The sequence below is a fragment of the Plasticicumulans acidivorans genome (genome assembly GCF_003182095.1).
GTDB classification, from domain to species: domain Bacteria; phylum Pseudomonadota; class Gammaproteobacteria; order Competibacterales; family Competibacteraceae; genus Plasticicumulans; species Plasticicumulans acidivorans.
Window position 1 is genome coordinate 292,971 of sequence record NZ_QGTJ01000003.1, and the last position, 19,938, is coordinate 312,908.

Sequence of the window (19,938 nt, forward strand, 5' to 3'; positions counted from 1 at the left end):
CATCGCCCCGGCCGCAGGCAGCGACCGGGGCGATGGCAAGGCGAGCCGAACGCCGGCCACTCAGCCGGTGTTGCGCATGCCGTTGGCCAGAGCGTTGATCGAACGCAGCAGCGGATTGAGCCACAGCGCGCGCTCGGCCTCGGCCCCCTGCTCGGCCGCGCGGAAGCGGCGCAGCAGGCACAGCTGGATGTGGTTCATCGGGTCGAGATACGGCGTGCGCCGGTCGAGCGACAGGCGCAGACGCGGATTGTCGTTGAGCAGATGGTCGCTCTGCGTCACGCACAGCGCCTGCGCCACCGTGGTCGCGTACTCACCGTGGATCGCCTCGTAGACGGTTTCCGCCAGTGTCACGTCGGCGCACAGCGTCGCGTATTCGGCGGCGATGGTCATGTCGGACTTGGCCAGCGACATCTGTGCATTGGACAGCAGCGCGCGGAAGAACGGCCATTCGTCGTACATGCGCCGCAGCGTGGCCAGACGCTGCGCATCGCCGTGCTGCCAGTCACGCAGCGCAGCGCCGATGCCGTACCAGCCGGGAATGATCTGCCGCGACAGGCCCCAGCCGAACACCCACGGAATCGCCCGCACCGAATACTTCGAGCGATCGGCCTTCTTGCGGTGCGAGGGCCGCGAGCCGAGGTTGAGCAGACCGATCTCATTGACCGGCGTGGCTTCGTAGAAGTAGTCGATGAAGCCCGGCGTGCGGTCGGTCAGCTCGCGGTAGGCGTGCTCGCCGCGCGTCGCCAGCTCGCTCATGATGCCGACGTATTCCGGGTTGTCCGGCGTGCATTCGCTGACCGCACAGCGGCTGGCCTTGATCAGGCCGGTGATCGCCACCGTCAGCTCATAGACCGCGGTTTCCGGGTTGCTGTATTTCGAGGACAGCACCTCGCCCTGCTCGGTGAGCTTGATCTGCCCCTGCACGGTGCCGGCCGGCTGCGCCAGGATGGCGTCGTGCGTCGGGCCGCCGCCACGGCCGACGGTACCGCCGCGGCCGTGGAACAGCCGGCACTGGATGCCGCGCCGCCCGGCGATGGTGACGATGCGCCGCTGCGCCTGGTAGAGGTTCCAGGCCGAGGCGAGGATGCCGCCGTCCTTGCAGGAATCGGAGTAGCCGAGCATCACCTCCTGCACGTCACCGCTGGCCGCCAGCAGCGCGCGGTAAGCCTCGCAGTCGAGCAGCTGGTTGAGCACCGGCTCGATGTGCGCCAGGTCGTCGATGGTCTCGAACAGCGGCGAAATCGGCAGATCGCAGTACCAGCTGCCGTCGCTGCGCCGCCCGCACAGGCCGGCGAAACTCGCCAGGAACAGCACCTCCATGACGTGACTGGCCGCATGCGTCATCGAGATGACGTAGGCGCCGAAGGTCCGCGGGCTGATCTCCTCGCGCAGGCTGGCGACGGTGCGCATCACCGCCAGGATCTCGCGGGTGTTCTCCGACAGATCCTCTGCATACAGCAGCGGCGTGCCGGCGTGCGAGAGCATCTCGCCGAGCACCTGCAGGCGCCCTTCTTCCGACAGGCTCATGTAATCCGGCAGGTTCGGCGCGCAGGCGAACAGCTCGGCGACCGCCTCGGTGTGGCGGGTCGATTCCTGGCGGATGTCGAGCGCGGCGAGGTAGAAGCCGAAGCTCTCGGCGAGGCGGATCAGGTCCTTGAGGTCGGCGTCGGCGAGATTGCCGTCGCCATGCGAACGCAGCGAATCGCGGATCGAATACAGATCGTCGAGAAAATCGCGCTCGCTGGCATAACACCAGGGGCTGCGCTCCTCGTGACCGTCGAGCGCGGCCTTGAGCGCTTCGAGGTTGCGCTGCAGGCGATAGCTCATCAGCGCCAGCTTGCGCCGGTAGGGCTCGTGGCTGTAGCGGCGCGGCTCCTCGGCAAAAGCCACCTGCGCCAGCTTGGAATCGGCGGCGAGGCGCTCGGCGAAGCTCAGTGACGGGCGCACCAGCGAACTCGAATGCGTCAGCAGATGCGACAGCTCGTCGAGGCGGCGCACGTATTCGCGCAACACGACCTTCGACTGCATACGCACCGCCATCGCCGTGACCTCATGCGTGACGAAGGGGTTGCCGTCGCGGTCGCCGCCGATCCACGAGCCGTAGCGGATGAAGCTCGGCACGCGGATCGAGGCGGCCTCGCTGCCATAGCTGTTGCCGAGGGCACGCTCCAGGTTGCGGTAGATGTAGGGCACGGCCTGGAACAGCGTCTCGCGAAAATAATGCAGGCCGTTGTTGATCTCGTCGGCGACGACCGGCTTGTGCACACGCACCTCGTCGGTCTTCCACAGGATCTGGATCTGGTTCTGCAGCTGCTGCTCGACGACACCGCGCTGGAAGCTGCCGAGGTTCGGATCGTTGAGACGCTTGGCGAGCAGGAAGATGCGCCGCTGCGCTTCGAGCAGCGTGCGCCGCTTGGCCTCGGTCGGGTGCGCGGTGAACACCGGCTGGAAGCTCAGCGAGTCGAGCAGCGTCTGCATCTGCTCGGCGCTGACGCCGTTGGCGCGGAACTCGCGCACGGTGTCATCGAACGAACCGCGCCACAGCGGCTCGCCGCGGGCGACGCGGGTGCGCCGCTCGTGATGCTGGTAGTCCTCCTCGGCGATGTTGGCGAGCAGGAAGTACGTGCTGAAGGCGCGCAGCACATGGGTCAGCGTCGCCGGATCGAGGGCTTCGATCAGGCGCATCAGTTGCTCGCGTCGCAGCGGGTCCTCGGCGGCGCGCAGTTCTATGAAGCCTTTGCGCAAGGTCTCGACGGCTTCGAGGACCTGACCGTCCTCCTGATCGCTCAGCACATTACCGAGCAGATTGCCGAACAGCTTGACGCGGGCGCGCAGCTCCTTGTCGTCATTTTCTTGCATGGGATCGCCTGTGCCGATGGATGAGCGGGGGTGGGAACACGATCTAGGATTGCGCAGCGCACCATGCCTGTCCACGACGGCCGAACTACAGGCGCCCGCACCGCTGCGCCTGCTCGGCCAGCGCCCAGGCGACGTGCTCGCGGACCACCGCATCGGCATCGTCGCGCCGGGCCGCGAGGGCGGCGAGCACCGCCGGCGTACCCGGCGCATTGCCCAGCGCCACGGCGAGGTTGCGCTTCCAGCGCGCGTAGCCGAGGCGGCGCAGCGCCATGCCTTCGCTGCGCGCCAGATAGGTGGCTTCATCCCAGGCGAACAGCTCGACCAGCGTCGCCGCATCGAGGCCGTGGCGCGGCAGGAAATCGGCCTCGGTGCTCGGCTGCGCAAAGCGGTTCCACGGGCAGACCAGCTGGCAGTCATCGCAGCCGACCACGCGGTTGCCGATCGCGCGGCGAAATTCCAGCGGAATCGGCCCGTGCAGCTCGATGGTCAGATAGGAAATGCAGCGCCGTGCATCGACCACGTATGGCGCGACGATGGCCTGCGTCGGGCAGACATCGATGCAGGCACGGCAGCGGCCGCAATGCGCCGCAGGCGGCGCAGCCACCGGCAGCGGCAGATCGATCAGCATCTCGCCAAGAAAAAACCACGAACCGTCGCGCGCCAGCAGATTGGAATGCTTGCCGACCCAACCCAGCCCGGCCTGGGCGGCCAGCGGTTTTTCCATCACCGGCGCCGAGTCGGTGAACACGCGATAGCCGAACGGGCCGATCGCGGCGGCGATGCGCTCGGCGAGCTGCTGCAGCCGCCGGCGCACGACCTTGTGGTAATCACGGCCGAGGGCGTAGCGCGAGAGGTAGGCCAGCTGTCCGTCCGCGAGCACCGACCATGCCCCGCGCGCCGCGCCCGGCCAGTAATCGAGGCGTGCCGAGAGCACCCGCAGCGTGCCCGGCACCAGCTCCGCCGGCCGCGCGCGCAGGGCACCGTGCCGCGCCATGTAGTTCATCTCGCCGTGATAGCCCTGCGCCAGCCAGTCGAACAGCCGCGCCTCGGCCTCGGCCAGTTCGATGCCGGCGACGCCGATCTGACGAAAGCCCAGCTCACGCCCCCAGTCACGGATGCGGGCGAGCAGCGCCGCGGCGGCGGCAGGATCGAGGGTGTTCGCAGGCATGCATCCGACGCATCATTCAGGGACCGGCAGGCATAGTAAGCGGGGCATCGGCCCCGCCCAAGCAGGAGCCCGCGATGGCACACGCTTCCCTCCCCCTGGATCTGCACAGCGCCGCGAACGTGCGCGAGATGGACCGGCGCACGATCGCCGGCGGCGTCCCCGGCTACACGCTGATGTGCCGCGCCGCCGCCGCCTGCGTCGCTGCGATCGAGGCGCGCTGGCCGCGGGTCCGCCGCATCGACGTGCTCTGCGGCGGTGGCAACAACGGCGGCGACGGCTATGTCGTCGCCCGCCTGCTGCACCTCGCCGGGCGCAAGGTGCGCGTGCTGTATCTGGTCGAGCCACAGCGTCTGCACGGCGATGCGGCGACGGCGTGGAGCGATGCGCGCAGTGCCGGCGTGTCCTGCGTCGCCTGGCGCGGCGGCGATGCCTTCGCCCACAGCGAACTGCTGGTCGACGCCCTGCTCGGCACCGGCCTGGAGCGCCCGGTCGCCGGCGCCTTCCAGGCGGCGATCGCTGCCGCCAACGCCGCCCACGCCCGCGGCTGCGGCGTGCTTGCCGTCGACATTCCCTCCGGCCTGGCCGCCGACAGCGGTGCCGAGCTCGGTCTGGCGGTGCAGGCCGACGTCACCGTCAGCTTCATCGCGCTCAAGGCCGGGCTGTTCACCGGCGCCGGGCCGGCCTGCTGCGGACAGGTACGCTTCGATGATCTCGGCGCGACCGCCGCCGCCCACACCCTGCCGGCGCTGGCCTGCCGCTATCAGGCCGACGACTTGGCCACGCTGCTGGCGCCGCGGCGCCGCGATCAGCACAAGGGCGATCACGGTCACGTGCTGGTCATCGGCGGCGATCACGGCATGGGCGGCGCGGCACGCATGTGCGCCGAGGCGGCGGCGCGCGTCGGCAGCGGCCTGGTCAGCGTCGCCACCCGCACCGAGCACGCTGGCGTGCAGGCGGCAGCGCGTCCCGAACTGATGTTCCGTGGCGTCGAACAGGCCGCCGAACTGCAGCCGCTGCTGGCACGCGCCAGCGTGCTGGCGCTCGGTCCGGGACTCGGCCAGTCGGCCTGGAGCCAGGCGCTGTTCGCCGCGGCGCTGGCCGCCGGGCGGCCGCTGCTGATCGACGCCGACGGCCTCAACCTGCTCGCCACCCACCCGCAGCGGCGTGATGACTGGGTGCTGACACCGCATCCGGGCGAGGCCGCGCGCCTGCTCGGCAGCGATACCGCGACGGTGCAGGCCGAACGCTTCAGCGCTGCCCGCGCACTGGCTGCGCGCTACGGCGGCACCGTGGTGCTCAAGGGGGCCGGCACGCTGATCGCCAGTGGCGCGGCCGTGTTCGTCGTCAACACCGGCAACCCGGGCATGGGCAGCGGCGGCATGGGCGACGTGCTGAGCGGGGTGATCGCCGGCCTGCTCGCCCAGCGGCTGACACCGCTCGACGCCGCCCGCCTCGGCGTCTGGCTGCACGGTCGTGCCGGCGACCTCGCTGCCGCCGATGGTGAACGCGGCCTGCTCGCCAGCGACCTGTTCGCGCCGCTGCGCCGGCTGGTCAATCCCTGAGCGCGGACTGAGCCGACACGTTAAGCTGCGCGCCCCTCCGCCCCGCTGGACCACCGCCGATGAACACGCTGAGCCTTGAGCTGCCCGACGCCGACGCCACCGAAGCGCTCGGTGCGCGCCTGGCGCAGGCGCTGGACGGCGGTCTGGTCATTCACCTCAATGGCGAACTCGGTGCCGGCAAAACCTGCCTGGTACGCGGCCTGCTGCGCGCGCTCGGCCACCGCGGCAAAGTCAAAAGCCCGACCTACACGCTGGTCGAACCCTACGAGATCGGTACGCGGCACATTTTCCACTTCGATCTGTACCGCCTCGCCGATGCCGAGGAACTAGAGTTCATGGGCATTCGCGACTTCCTGGAACCCTCAGCGCTGTTGCTGATCGAGTGGCCGCAGCGCGGCGCCGGCGTACTGCCGGAGCCCGACCTCGATTGCACGCTCGAATACGCCGGCCACGGCCGTCACGCCACCTTGCGTGCCTGTAGCGAGCGCGCCACACACCTGCTCACCAAAGTGGCCGTTTGACAACAACGTGGCATACTTTCGTCAACCTGTTTGGTTTTCGTCATATGGGATGATGCCGATGCAACGCACGTTCATCCGCCTGTTCGCCGCGCTCGTTTTGTGCTGCGGCACCGTTGTTGTTTTGGCTGCGGGCTCCGAACTGCGCGGTGCACGCGTGGTGGAAGGGGCTGACCGCAGCCAGCTGATCCTCGATCTCTCCGCACCGGCGCGCTACTCGACGTATTACGTCGACCAGCCGCCGCGTGTTGTTGTCGACCTGCCACAAACCACCGCCGCCGCCGCGGTGCGCGATCTGCAGGTCCGCCAGCAGGGCTCCCCCGTCATCAACAGTGTGCGCGGCGGTGCCCGCAAAGGCGGCGGCCTGCGCATCCAGATCGACCTGAAGACCGCGGCGCAGGCACAGAGCTTCCTCGTGCCCGGCGGCAACCGTCAGGGCAACCGCCTGGTGATCGAGATCAGCCATGGTGCCGCGGGTCAGACGAAGGCGGCACCGCTGCCCGACATCAATCTGGTGTCCGATGCCGGTCAGGCCGCCCCCAAGCCGGTACGCCCGGCCTCGAAAAAGCTCACCCGTGCCGTGCGCCGGGAGGTCGTCGTCATCGTCGATCCAGGCCATGGCGGCAAGGACACCGGCGCGATCGGCGGCAACGGCGTGCTGGAAAAAGACGTGGTGCTGGCGATCGGCCGCAAGCTCGCCGCGCTGATCAACCGCGAGCCGGGCATGCGCGCGGTGATGACGCGGCGTAGCGACGTCTTCCTGCCGCTGCGCGAGCGCATCCGCCTCGCCCGCAAGTACAAGGCGGATCTGTTCATCTCGGTGCATGCCGACTCCGCACCGGGCGGCGGTGGCAGCGGCGCTTCGGTGTACGCGCTGTCGACCAAGGGGGCCTCAAGCGAAGCCGCGCGCTGGCTGGCGGATCGTGAGAACGCCGCCGACCTGGTCGCCGGCCTGCACCTCAGCGACAAAGACCCGCAGCTCGCCTCGGTGCTGCTCGACCTGTCGCAGGAGGCAACACTCGAATCGAGCCTGTTCCTCGCCAACAAGGTGCTCGGCTCCCTCAAGCAGGCCGGGCCGGTGCATTACTCGAACGTCGAGCGTGCGGGCTTCGTCGTCCTCAAATCGCCGGACATTCCATCGATCCTGGTCGAGACCGCCTTTCTGTCGAATCCCGATGAGGAAACCAAACTCAGCGATGGCAACCACCAGCAGCATCTGGCGCAGGCCGTCATGGACGGCGTCCGCGGCTATTTCCGCCAGCGCCTGCCGCACAGTGTGATGGTGGCTGACAGCGGCGCCGAGGCCGAAGCTCCTGCGCCCGCCACTCCGCCGCGCAGCGCCCGCCGTCGCGATGCCGACGACGCCCGCCGGCCAGCGGCGCAGCCGGCCATCCAGCCGGTGGCGATGGTGGACCCGATCGAGCTGCACAGCCGCACCAGCGCCCGTGAGACCCGGGCAACGCGCAGCAGCGCCAAACCGACGCCCGCCGTCGAGCGCGGCAGCACGGCGCGCAAGCCGCAGCGCTACGTGGTGCAGCGCGGCGAATCGCTGCAGCAGATCGCCGCCAAGCTCGGTACCCCGCTCGGCCGCCTGCTGGCCGCCAATCAGCTGCCGAGCAACCAGCTGCGCGTGCCGGCTGGCACCCCCCTGGTCATCCCGCAGGGTTGACAGCCCGCTGACGGCCCGTACCCGCCCACCGGCGGGTACGGGCCGTTTCCGTTACAATTGCGCGCCCTGGCCCAGCTGCCCGAGTGCCTGTCATGCTGCGTTTCCGTGGTTCCCCCGCTCTTTCCGCCTTCCGCCTCGACAAGCTGCTCGCTGCCCTGCAAAGCCGGGTGGCGGGCGTGCAGCGCGTGCAGGCGCAGTACCTGCATTTCGTCGACGGCGCACTCAGCGCCGCGGAAGTCCCGGTCATGGAGCGGCTGCTGCAGTACGGTCCCGGCGCTGAAACCGCCGCCTTCGACGACTGGACCTGCCTGGTGGTGCCGCGACCGGGGACGATCTCGCCGTGGTCATCGAAAGCCACCGACATCGCCCGCAACTGCGGCCTCGGCGGCGTCAAGCGTATCGAGCGCGGCATCGCCTACCGCCTCGACGGCGAGCTGTCGGCTGCCGAACTGCAGGCACTGCTGCCGCTGCTGCACGACCGCATGATCGAAGCCGTACTGCTGCCGCAGGACGATCCGGCGCAGCTGTTCACCCAGGCCAAACCGCGCCCGCTCGGCAACGTCGACGTGCTCGGCGGCGGGCGGGCCGCGCTGGAGCGTGCCAACGGCGAGCTCGGCCTCGCACTGTCGGCCGACGAGATCGACTACCTCGTCGATAACTTCGTCAAACTCGGCCGCAATCCGCACGACGTCGAGCTGATGATGTTCGCGCAGGCCAACTCCGAGCACTGCCGGCACAAGATCTTCAATGCCGACTGGATCATCGACGGCCAGGCGCAGGACGTCTCGCTGTTCGGCATGATCAAGAACACCTACCGCCACGCCCCCGACGGCGTGCTTTCGGCCTACCACGACAACGCTTCGGTCATCCGCGGCCATCAGGGCGGACGCTTTTTCCCCGACCCGGCCAGCGGCGAATACGTCGGCACGCCGGAACCGCTGCACATCCTGATGAAGGTCGAGACGCACAACCACCCGACGGCGATCTCGCCGTTCCCCGGTGCGGCGACCGGCTCCGGCGGCGAGATCCGCGACGAAGGCGCCACCGGCCGCGGCTCCAAGCCCAAGGCCGGGCTGTGCGGTTTCTCGGTGTCGAACCTGCGCATTCCCGGCGCCGAGCAGCCCTGGGAGGTCGACCACGGCCAGCCGGGACGCATCGCCTCGGCGCTGGAGATCATGCTCGACGGTCCGCTCGGCGCAGCGGCGTTCAACAATGAATTCGGCCGGCCGAACCTGTGCGGCTATTTCCGCAGCTTCGAGGAGCTCGGCCCCGACGGCGAGATCCGCGGCTATCACAAGCCGATCATGATCGCCGGCGGCCTCGGCTACATCCGCGAGCAGCTGATCGACAAGCTCGACGTCCCCGCCGGCTCGCCGGTGGTGGTCCTCGGCGGCCCGGCGATGCTGATCGGCCTCGGCGGTGGCGCGGCATCGAGCATGGCCACCGGCGCATCGAGCGAGGATCTGGACTTCGCCTCGGTGCAGCGCGGCAACCCGGAGATGCAGCGCCGCGCGCAGGAGGTCATCGACCGCTGCGTTGCGCTCGGCGACGACAATCCGATCCTGTCGATCCACGACGTCGGCGCCGGCGGCCTGTCCAATGCGGTACCGGAAATCGTCCACGGTGCCGGCCGCGGCGGCCGCTTCGAGCTGCGCCGCGTGCCCTGCGACGACACCGGCCTGTCACCGCTGGAAATCTGGTGCAACGAATCGCAGGAACGCTACGTGCTCGCACTGCATGCCGAGCGCCTGGCCGCCTTCGAGGCGCTGGCCCGGCGTGAGCGCTGTCCGTACGCGGTGCTCGGTGAAGCCACCGCCGAGCAGCACCTGCGCGTCGACGACCAGCACTTCGGCAACGTGCCGGTCGACCTGCCGATGAACGTGCTGCTCGGCAAACCGCCAAAGATGACGCGCGACGTGTGCCATGTCGCCGTCAGCGGCCGGGCGCTCGCGCTCGACGGCGTCAGCGTCGCCGACGCGGCCGAACGCGTGCTGCGCCTGCCGACGGTCGCCGACAAGACCTTCCTCATCACCATCGGGGATCGCAGCATCACCGGCCTGATCGCCCGCGACCAGATGGTCGGCCCGTGGCAGGTGCCGGTCGCCGACTGCGCGGTGACCATCACCAGCTTCAACACGACGACGGGCGAGGCGATGAGCATGGGCGAGCGCACGCCGCTGGCGGTGCTCAACGCGCCGGCCTCCGGGCGCATGGCGATCGGCGAAGCGCTGACCAATATCGCCGCGGCGCGCATCGACCGCCTCGCCGACGTGCGCCTGTCGGCGAACTGGATGGCCGCCGCCGGCCATGGCGGTGAGGATGCCGCCCTGTTCGACACCGTGCGCGCGGTCGGCATGGAGCTGTGCCCGGCGCTCGGCATCGCCATCCCGGTCGGCAAGGATTCGCTGTCGATGAAGACCGTCTGGCAGCAGGACGGTGAGCAGCGCCGCGTGGTGGCACCACTGTCGCTGATCGTCTCGGCGTTCGCGCCGGTCAGCGAGGTGCGGGCGACGCTGACGCCGCAACTGCGCAGCGACTGCGGCGACACCGACCTGATCCTCATCGACCTCGGCGGCGGCCGCAACCGCCTCGGCGGCTCGGCGCTGGCGCAGGTGTACGGGCAGATCGGTCAGGAAGTGCCGGATGTCGATGCACCGCGGGCGCTCAAGGCCTTCTTCGAGGCCATCCAGAGCCTGAACGCCGCCGGCCGCCTGCTGGCCTACCACGACCGCTCCGATGGCGGCCTGCTGGTCACGCTCGCCGAGATGTGCTTCGCCGGCGGCTGCGGTGCCAGCGTGCTGCTCGATGATCTCGGCGACGACGCCTTGGCAGCGGCCTACGCCGAGGAGCTGGGCGCGGTGATCCAGGTGCGCGCCAGCGAGCGCAATGCCGTGCTGCAGACGCTCGCTGCCGCCGGCCTCGGCGCCTGCAGCCACTGCATCGGCGCACCGAACGACAGTGATCGGCTGACGCTGATGCACGACGGCGAAACCGTGCTCGACCGCAGCCGCAGCGAACTGCGGCGGATGTGGTCGGAGACCAGCTGGCGCATGCAGCGCCTGCGTGACAATCCGCAGTGCGCCGACCAGGCCTATGCGGTCGCCGGCGATGCCGGTGATCCCGGCCTCAGCGCCCAGCTCAGCTTCGACCCGGATGAGGACATCGCCGCACCGATGATCGCCCGTGGCGCGCGGCCGCGCATGGCCGTGCTGCGCGAGCAGGGCGTCAACGGCCAGATCGAAATGGCGGCAGCCTTCGATCGCGCCGGCTTCGCCGCCATCGACGTGCACATGAGCGACATCCTCAGCGGCCGCACCACACTGGCGGACTTCCACGGGCTGGTCGCCTGCGGCGGTTTTTCCTACGGCGACGTGCTCGGTGCCGGCGAAGGCTGGGCCAAGTCGATCCTGTTCAACAGCCGCGCCCGTGACGAGTTCGCCGGCTTTTTCGCCCGCCCCGACAGCTTCGGCCTCGGCGTGTGCAACGGCTGCCAGATGATGTCGAACCTGCACGAGCTGATCACCGGCGCCGAGCTGTGGCCGCGCTTCGTGCGCAATCAGGTCGAGCAGTTCGAGGCACGACTGGTGCTGGTCGAGGTGCTGCCGTCGCCCTCGCTGTTCTTCAGCGGCATGAACGGCTCGCGGCTGCCGGTGCCGGTGGCCCACGGTGAGGGCTATACCGAGTACCGCACCGACTCCGGGCCGAAGAAGGTGCTGTCGGCGGAAATCGCCGCGCTGCGCTTCGTCGATCATCACGGCCACGCCAGCGAGACCTACCCCTACAACCCGAACGGTTCGGCCGCCGGCATCACCGGGCTGACCAGCCGTGACGGGCGCTTCACGATCATGATGCCGCACCCGGAGCGGGTGTTCCGCAGCGTGCAGCTGTCGTGGCGACCGCGCGACTGGAACGAAGCCAGCCCGTGGCTGCGCATGTTCCGCAACGCCCGCGTCGCCCTCGGCTGACCCAACCACACGCGGCTGCTGCACCGGCGCGCACGTTGCACCGATGCAGCACCAACCTGCCCTATCCGCACAGAATCAGGAGACCGCCAGCCATGAGCGATCTCGCCTCGGGCTATCTCGCCCTACGTCACCTGCATATCGGCGCCGTCACCCTGAGCGGCGGCCTGTTCCTGCTGCGCGGGATGTGGATGCTGCTCGACTCACCACAGCTGCAGGCACGCTGGGTGCGCGTGCTGCCGCACGTCATCGACACGGTGCTGCTGCTGAGTGCGATTGCGCTGACGCTGATCATCCAGCAGTACCCGCTGACGCATGGCTGGCTGACCGCCAAGGTGCTGGCACTGCTCGCCTACATCGGCCTGGGCAGCGTGGCGCTGAAGCGCGGCGGCAGCCGGCGCACACGCATCGCCGCCTTCATGGCTGCGGTCGGCTGCTTTGCCTACATCGTCGGCGTCGCACTGCATCATGACCCGGCGTCGTGGTTCGCCGGCTGATACGCTCGCCAACACCGCCGGGCGCTCAGCTGTCGGCGTAGACCTCGACGCGGTTGCGTCCGTTGCGCTTGGCGTCATAGACCGCCCGGTCGGCGTTGCGCACCAGCGTTTCGGCGTCGGCGTAGACGGCGCCTTCGTTGTGCGTCGCCAGCCCCACCGAAATGGTGACGTTGATCGCTTCTCCACTCGGCAGATTGATCGGCCGGTTGGCGACATCGGCGCGCAGGCGCTCAAGCATCATCCGCGCTGAATCGCGGCGGATGCCCGGCAGTACGATGACGAACTCCTCACCGCCGTAGCGGGCGACGACGTCGGAATAACGCGCCTGACTCATCAGACGATTGACGACCTCGCGCAGCACTTCGTCACCGGCCTGATGCCCCCAGGTGTCGTTGACCTTCTTGAAGTAATCGAGATCGATAAACGCCACCGACAAGGGCCAGCCGCCGTCTTCGGCCAGCCGGAACTCACGGGCCAGGGTTTCTTCCAGGTAGGCGCGGTTGAAGGCGCCGGTGAGGCCATCGCGCCGCGTGCGCTCCTCCAGCAGACGGGCGCGCACGGCCATCTGCTCGGCCTGCAGACGCGCCTCGGCGGCTTCATGGATGATCTGCAGATTGCGCACCAGCAGCACTTCGCGGGCATGGTCGAGCACGGCGCGCACGCGCTGCGGATCGACCAGCTCGACCTCGAACAGGGCTGACATTTCCGGCGTCTGCGCACCAATCTCGTCGATCAGCTCATGCACGGTGGCGGCATCGAAGCCGAGCAGCTGCTGCGCGAGTTCGCCGATGCGAAACGTCAGCCCGGGATCGTCGGTATCGCTCAGCCAGATATCGGCGAGCCAGCCGGCCAGTGTGATGCAGGCGATGCCCAGTACTTCGTCGTGCGCGCCGCTGATGTCATCCCGCGTGCGGGCATGGCTCAGGCGCACGGCACGGACCAGGGAATCCGGCATGCCCCACTGTTCCAACATCCAGGCGCCGACCTCGGCGTGATCGCAGTTGAACTCCTCGTGCTCCGAAGCGATGAGCAGCTCGTGCTCCATCCCCCAGGCGATCACGCGGGTGTAGGCCTCGCTGGCCACGGCATCGAGCACCAGCATGCCGATATCCTGCAGCAGTCCCGCGAGGAACAGGTCGTCATAACGCCGCACGCCGGCACGCCGGCCGATGACGCGGCTGGCCATACCGCACAGCAAGCAGCGCTGCCAGTAACGCCGATAATCCATGCCGCTGCCCGCCGGTGCACCGAAGGCCCCGACCAGCGAGAAGCTCAAGGCGAGCGTCAGCGCCGAATTCAAGCCAAGCAGCATCAGGGCCTGACGCAGGTTGTCGACCTTGCGCCGCTGGGCGTAGAGCGGGGAGTTGGCGATGCGCAACAGCTTGGCCGCCAGTGCCGGGTCCAGAGCAACGACCTCCGCCACCTCAGGCACACCGGCCTCCGGATCGCGCCCCAGTTCAACCACCTTCATCGCGACCGTCGGCAGCGTAGGCAGATCCGGGCACAGTTGCAGGCGGCGCAGCAAGGCCTCATCCATTACTGATCTCCGTTGGGCAGCCGGCCCCGACTGAACGTCAGGCCGACCAGCCGGATGGCCGCGGATGGACAACCTCCACCCGCACTCACAAACTCGGAATCAATTCATCACAAAACTAATGTTCGTCGCAGGCTGCTGCATGCCAGCCTAGACCGTCAAGCCTCGGCAGAACCGAGCAAAAATACAAAAAAGGGAAGGCTCGCCGCCTTCCCTTTCGTCATGACTGCGCATTCCCGCGCAGCACGATATTGCACCCTGTCGGGCGCGTGAATCAGTTCTTGCTGGTGTCGACCAGACGGTTGGCCTTGATCCACGGCATCATCGCGCGCAGCTTCTCGCCGACGATTTCGATCTGATGTTCAGCAGTCAGACGACGGCGCGAATTGAGCACCGGTGCACCGGCCCGGTTCTCCAGGATGAAGCTCTTGGCATACTCGCCGGTCTGGATGTCCTTCAGGCACTGGCGCATCGCGTCCTTGGCCTGCGCGCCGACCACGCGCGGGCCGGTGACGTACTCGCCGTACTCGGCATTGTTCGAGATCGAGTAGTTCATGTTGGCGATGCCGCCCTCATAGATGAGGTCGACGATCAGCTTGAGCTCGTGCAGGCACTCGAAGTAGGCCATCTCCGGCGCATAACCGGCTTCGACCAGCGTCTCGAAACCGGCTTTGATCAGCTCGACGGCACCGCCGCAGAGCACGGCCTGCTCGCCGAACAGGTCAGTCTCGGTTTCTTCGCGGAAAGTGGTCTCGATGATGCCGGCCTTGCCGCCGCCGTTGGCCACGGCATACGACAGCGCCAGATCACGGGCCGCGCCGGACTTGTCCTGATAGACGGCGATCAGGTGCGGCACGCCGCCCCCCTGCTTGTAGGTCGAGCGCACGGTGTGGCCCGGGGCCTTCGGCGCGATCATGATCACGTCGAGGTCGGCACGCGGCACAACCTGGCTGTAATGGACATTGAAGCCATGAGCGAAGGCCAGCGCCGCACCCTGCTTGATCTTGCCTTCGATCTGCGCATAGACGCCGGCGATGTTCTCGTCCGGCAGCAGGATCATGACCACGTCGGCACCATCGACCGCGGCATCGACTTCCTTGACGGTCAAGCCGGCGTTGACGGCCTTGTTCCACGAAGAACCGTTCTTGCGCAGGCCGACGACGACGTTGACGCCCGACTCGTGCAGATTGTTGGCGTGGGCATGTCCCTGTGAACCGTAACCGATGATGGCAACGGTCTTGCCTTGGATGAGAGAGAGGTCGGCGTCTTTGTCGTAGTAAACGTTCATGGGGTCTTCCTATGGAAAACGGGGTGCCGGCAACGCCGGTCGACCCCGGAATGGGGATGAATTCAGACGTGCAGACCCTTCGGTCCACGGGAGATGCCGGTGACGCCGGAGCGCACGACTTCGACGACGTTCTCAGCGCCGAGGGTGGCGAGGAAGGCGTCGAGCTTGTCGCTCGGACCGGTCATCTCGGCGGTATAGGTGCTGTCGCTGACGTCGAGCATGCGGCCGCGGAAGATGTCGGTCAGGCGATACATCTCGGCGCGCTGCTCGTGCGTGGCCGCACGCACCTTGACCAGCATCAGCTCGCGTTCGATGTGACCGCCTTCGGTCAGATCGACCAGCTTGACCACGTCGATCAGCTTGTTCAGCTGCTTGACGATCTGTTCGACGATCTGCTCGTTGCCGCGCGTCACCAGCGTCAGCCGCGACAGCGAAGCGTCCTCGATCGGCGCGACGGTGAGGGACTCGATGTTGTAGCCACGGGCCGAGAACAGACCGGCGACACGGGACAAGGCACCGGATTCGTTTTCCAGCAGGATCGAAATGATGTGTCGCATGATTACACCAGGATCATCCCTTCTTCGTGCACGTTCTTCATCGCATCGCGCCCGGCGAGCAGCATCTCGTTCTGGCCGCCACCGGAGGGGATCATCGGGTACACGTTCTCTTCCGGATCGGTCAGGAAGTCGAGGAACACGGTGCGGTCCTTCAGCGCGAACGCTTCACGCAGGGCACCTTCGACGTCCGCCGGTTTTTCGATCTGCATGCCGACGTGGCCATAGGCTTCGGCCAGCTTCACGAAGTCGGGCAGCGCTTCCATGTAGGACATGGAATAACGCTTCTCGTAGAAGAACTCCTGCCACTGGCGCACCATGCCCAGGTAGCGATTGTTCAGATTGACGATCTTCACCGGCGTCGAGTACTGCTTCATCGTCGACAGTTCCTGCAGCATCATCTGGATGCTGCCCTCACCGGTGACGCAGGCGACATCGATGTCCGGAAACGCGAACTTCGCCCCCATCGCCGCCGGCAGGCCGAAGCCCATCGTGCCCAGCCCGCCGGAGTTGATCCACTGCCGCGGCCGGTCGAACAGGTAGTACTGCGCCGCCCACATCTGGTGCTGGCCGACGTCGGAAGTGACGATGGCCTGACCGTTGGTCACCTTGTAGAGCTGCTCGACGACGTACTGCGGCTTGATGATCGTGTCGCTGCCGCGATAGCTCAGCGACTTGATCGCGCGCCATTCATCGATCTGCTGCCACCAGCGGCCGATGGCCTCGGCGTCGGGCTTGAGGTTTTCCTCACGCAGCACGGTGATCATCTGCCGCAGGACATTGGGTACCGCGCCGACGATCGGCAGCTCGACCGGCACGTTCTTCGAGATCGACGAGGGGTCGATGTCGATGTGAATGATGCGGGCGTTCGGGCAGAACTTTTCGAGGTTGCCGGTCACGCGGTCATCGAAGCGGGCACCGACGGCGAGCAGCACGTCGCACTGGTGCATCGCCATATTCGCTTCGTAGGTGCCGTGCATGCCGAGCATGCCGACGAACTGACGGTCGGTCGCCGGATAGGCGCCCAGCCCCATCAGCGTGTTGGTGATCGGGTAGTTCAGCGCCCGCGTCAGCTCGATCAGCTCCTTGGAGCCATCGGAGAGAATGACGCCGCCACCGGTGTAGAGCATCGGCCGGCGTGCCTGCGCCAGCAGCTCGACGGCCTTGCGAATCTGACCGGCGTGCCCCTTCACCGTCGGGTTGTAGGAGCGCATCTTGATCTTCTTCGGGTACTCGAACGCCGCCTTGGCGCCGGTCACGTCCTTCGGCAGATCGACCAGCACCGGACCGGGTCGACCGGTCGTGGCGATGTAGAACGCCTTCTTGATCGTCTCGGCGAGATCGGCGACATCCTTGACCAGGAAGTTGTGCTTGACGCACGGCCGCGTGATGCCGACTGAATCGACTTCCTGGAACGCATCGTTACCGATCAGCTTGGTCGGCACCTGCCCCGACAGCACCACCAGCGGCACCGAGTCCATGTACGCCGTCGCGATGCCGGTCACGGCGTTGGTCACGCCAGGCCCTGAAGTCACCAGTACGACACCGGGCTTGCCGCTGGCACGGGCGTAGCCGTCCGCGGCATGTGCGGCCGCCTGCTCGTGACGTACCAGTACATGCTTGACGTCGTTCTGCCCATGCAGGGCATCGTATATATGCAGCACTGAGCCACCGGGGTAGCCGAACACCAGTTCGACTCCCTCTTCTTTCAGGCAGCGGACGACGATCTCGGCACCGGTGAGTTCCACGGCTGAGGTCTCCTATGCGAGATGACAGATTGCGGTTGACGGCGGCCTCGGGCCGCGCAGACTAGCCTTCGTCGGTGTGAGGACCTGGCCTGGCGTCGGGTATTGCCCGTCAGGCTCCGCGCTGCGGGAAAGGCTGGATCGTCGGCGGGTTCGGTCACACGGTACGGACCGCGCAAACTATCCGCTCGACCGATGCAGGTCAAGGCGCAGCGCCGACAACGACAGCTCACTCGTCCTTGTGATCAGGGGAGATCATGCATGCTTGAACGTCTAGCGATCCTGTGTACGGCGGCGACCTTCGCGCTCACCGCACAGGCTGGTGTGTACAAATGGCAGGATGCCGAAGGACATACCCACTATTCATCTTCACCGCCGCGCAACTCGCAGGCGCAGGAGATCAACGTCCGCGCCGGCACCGGCACCCCCGAGGCTCAGCCACCCGCACAAACGCCGCCGCCAACGCCCACAGACGAAGGCAGCAATGCTGGTGGCCAGTCCGACGCCGACACTCCGCGCAATCAGGATGCCTGCACCAAAGCCCGCGAGAACGTGCGCATACTCGAAAGCACGCAGCCGGTCACGATCGAAGGTCAGGACGGTAAGCCGGTATTGCTTGACGACACCGCACGGGCACGCGAACTGGAGCGGGCACGCAAGGGCGTCGAGTACTTCTGCCATCCATGATGCAGGACGCACGTCCAGCGACGCCGTCGAGCGAATACGGCCGATGCCTGTCATCGATCCCGTCCCGTGAAGCAGCGCGCTACACTGCGCGCCGCTTCACCGCCTAGGCCGGCCTACCCGGAGACATCGACCCCTCATGCGCGTATCTCGCTTCCCCCTTTACACCCTCAAAGAAACCCCGGCCGACGCCGAGGTCATCAGCCACAAGCTCATGCTGCGCGCCGGCATGATCCGCAAGATCGCCGCCGGTGTTTACACCTGGATGCCGCTCGGCCTGCGCGTGCTGCGCAAGGTCGAAGCCATCGTGCGCGAGGAGATGGATGGCATCGGCTGCCTGGAAATGCTGATGCCGGCCGTACAACCGGCCGAGCTGTGGCAGGAATCCGGGCGCTGGCAGCAGTACGGCCCCGAGCTGCTGCGCCTGAAGGACCGCCATGATCGCGACTTCTGCTTCGGGCCAACGCACGAGGAGGTCGTCACCGACCTGTTCCGTCGCGAAATCAAGAGCTACAAGCAACTGCCGGTGGCGTTCTACCAGATTCAGACCAAATTCCGTGACGAGGTCAGGCCACGCTTCGGCGTCATGCGCGCACGCGAGTTTCTGATGAAGGACGCCTACTCCTTCCACATGGATCGCGAATCGCTGCAGGCGACCTACGATGCGATGTACGGCGCCTACATGCGCATATTCTCGCGCCTGGGGCTCGATTTCCGGCCGGTCATCGCCGACAACGGGTCGATTGGTGGCAGCGGCTCGCAGGAATTCCACGTCCTCGCGGCCTCCGGCGAGGATGACATCGCCTTCTCTAACAGCAGCGACTACGCCGCCAACGTCGAGATGGCCGAGGCCATAGCGCCTGTCGAAGGGCGTCCGGCACCGACGCAGGACATACTCCGGGTACACACACCGGGCGTGAAAACCATTGCCGACCTGTGTGCCTTCCTCAAGCTGCCAGCGCAGCAGACGGTCAAGGCAATCGTCGTCGACGGCGAGGACGGCACGCCGGTGCTGCTGCTGCTGCGCGGCGACCACGAGCTCAACGAGATCAAGGCGGAAAAACTGCCGGCGGTGAAAGCACCGCTGGCGATGGCCAGCGAAGCGTCGATTCAGGCGGCCTTCGGCGCCGCCCCCGGCTCGCTCGGCCCGATCGGCTTCCCCGGCAAGATCATCGCCGACCGCAGCGTCATGGCACAGGCTGATTTCGTCATCGGTGCCAATCAGGACGACTGGCACATCACCGGTGTGAACTTCGGCCGCGACCTGCCCGAGCCTGAAGTCGCCGACCTGCGCAAGGTCATCGCGGGAGATCCCAGCCCGGACGGCCAGGGTACGCTGTCGATCCGTCGCGGCATCGAAGTCGGTCACATCTTCCAGCTTGGTCAGAAATACAGCACCGCGCTCAATGCCAGCGTGCTGGACGAAGGCGGACGCAGCCAGACCGTGCTGATGGGCTGCTACGGCATCGGCGTATCCCGCGTCGTCGCCGCGGCCATCGAGCAGAACAACGACGAGCGCGGCATCATCTGGCCGCAGGCGATGGCCCCCTTCCAGATCGCGCTGGTGCCGATCAACGGTCGCAAATCGACACGCGTCGGTGAAGCCGTCGAAACTCTCTACGCCGAACTCAAGGCCGCGGGCTTCGATGTGCTGCTCGACGATCGCGATGCCCGGCCAGGCGTGATGTTCGCTGACATGGAGCTGATCGGCATCCCGCACCGCATCGTCGTCAGTGACAAGGGACTGGACGCCGGCACCGTGGAGTACAAGGCGCGCCGCGCCGATGCCAGTGAGCAGATCCCGCGTGACGCCTTGCTCAGCGCTCTGCGCGAGCGCATGGACAAGGCCTGAACAACACTGCGCGTGCCGGTACTAAAAGAAAAGGCAGGCAATAAAG

Annotated in this window: 13 protein-coding genes; 7 read left to right on the plus strand and 6 right to left on the minus strand. The window is 67.2% G+C overall.

Translation table 11 applies throughout. The annotated features are described in order from the left end of the window. Positions 1-60 precede the first annotated feature (60 nt). Positions 61-2,859, minus strand: a complete 2,799-nt coding sequence (ppc, locus tag C7443_RS06740; RefSeq protein ID WP_110017831.1) for a phosphoenolpyruvate carboxylase — start codon at positions 2,857-2,859, stop codon at positions 61-63. 85 nt (positions 2,860-2,944) lie between these two features. Further along, positions 2,945-4,027 carry a tRNA epoxyqueuosine(34) reductase QueG gene (queG, locus tag C7443_RS06745; protein ID WP_110017832.1) on the minus strand — a complete coding sequence of 361 codons (1,083 nt, stop codon included), beginning with the start codon at positions 4,025-4,027 and terminating at the stop codon, positions 2,945-2,947. A 74-nt stretch (positions 4,028-4,101) separates the two neighbouring features. On the opposite strand from queG, the gene C7443_RS06750 reads away from it, so the two are divergent. The 5 genes from C7443_RS06750 to C7443_RS06770 all read left to right on the plus strand — a co-directional run bounded on the left by C7443_RS06750 (position 4,102) and on the right by C7443_RS06770 (position 12,235). Continuing rightward, a complete protein-coding gene (locus C7443_RS06750; RefSeq protein WP_110017833.1) occupies positions 4,102-5,589 on the plus strand; it encodes an NAD(P)H-hydrate dehydratase in 1,488 nt (495 codons plus the stop codon). A gap of 59 nt (positions 5,590-5,648) precedes the next feature. Next, entirely contained in the window at positions 5,649-6,110 is a 462-nt protein-coding gene (gene tsaE, locus C7443_RS06755; RefSeq protein WP_110017834.1) for a tRNA (adenosine(37)-N6)-threonylcarbamoyltransferase complex ATPase subunit type 1 TsaE, read from the plus strand. A gap of 58 nt (positions 6,111-6,168) precedes the next feature. Then, on the plus strand, positions 6,169-7,776 hold the full coding sequence (locus tag C7443_RS06760) for an N-acetylmuramoyl-L-alanine amidase (RefSeq protein WP_170123520.1): 1,608 nt from the start codon (positions 6,169-6,171) through the stop codon (positions 7,774-7,776). 92 nt (positions 7,777-7,868) lie between these two features. Beyond that, positions 7,869-11,741: a phosphoribosylformylglycinamidine synthase gene (purL, locus tag C7443_RS06765; protein ID WP_110017836.1), complete on the plus strand. Its 3,873-nt coding sequence runs from the start codon at positions 7,869-7,871 to the stop codon at positions 11,739-11,741. Between the two features lie 92 nt (positions 11,742-11,833). Further along, positions 11,834-12,235, plus strand: coding sequence for a SirB2 family protein (locus C7443_RS06770; RefSeq protein WP_110017837.1), 402 nt, complete (start codon positions 11,834-11,836; stop codon positions 12,233-12,235). A gap of 25 nt (positions 12,236-12,260) precedes the next feature. Here the strand turns inward: C7443_RS06770 and C7443_RS06775 are convergent, their stop codons facing one another. From C7443_RS06775 to C7443_RS06790, 4 genes are all read right to left on the minus strand, one after another. Continuing rightward, positions 12,261-13,772 (minus strand): GGDEF domain-containing protein, encoded by a 1,512-nt coding sequence (locus C7443_RS06775; protein ID WP_110017838.1) that lies wholly within the window; start codon positions 13,770-13,772, stop codon positions 12,261-12,263. Between the two features lie 271 nt (positions 13,773-14,043). Continuing rightward, complete coding sequence (gene ilvC / locus C7443_RS06780) at positions 14,044-15,057, minus strand: ketol-acid reductoisomerase (protein ID WP_110017839.1); 1,014 nt, start codon at positions 15,055-15,057, stop codon at positions 14,044-14,046. 62 nt (positions 15,058-15,119) lie between these two features. After that, a complete protein-coding gene (gene ilvN, locus C7443_RS06785) occupies positions 15,120-15,614 on the minus strand; it encodes an acetolactate synthase small subunit (RefSeq protein WP_110017840.1) in 495 nt (164 codons plus the stop codon). Positions 15,615-15,616: 2 nt separating this feature from the next. After that, entirely contained in the window at positions 15,617-17,359 is a 1,743-nt protein-coding gene (locus tag C7443_RS06790) for an acetolactate synthase 3 large subunit (protein ID WP_110017841.1), read from the minus strand. Positions 17,360-17,617: 258 nt separating this feature from the next. Between C7443_RS06790 and C7443_RS06795 the strand changes: the two genes are divergently transcribed. Both C7443_RS06795 and C7443_RS06800 read left to right on the plus strand, forming a co-directional pair. Beyond that, complete coding sequence (locus C7443_RS06795; RefSeq protein ID WP_170123521.1) at positions 17,618-18,043, plus strand: DUF4124 domain-containing protein; 426 nt, start codon at positions 17,618-17,620, stop codon at positions 18,041-18,043. Positions 18,044-18,179: 136 nt separating this feature from the next. Beyond that, a complete protein-coding gene (locus C7443_RS06800) occupies positions 18,180-19,892 on the plus strand; it encodes a proline--tRNA ligase (RefSeq protein ID WP_110017843.1) in 1,713 nt (570 codons plus the stop codon). Positions 19,893-19,938 lie beyond the last annotated feature (46 nt).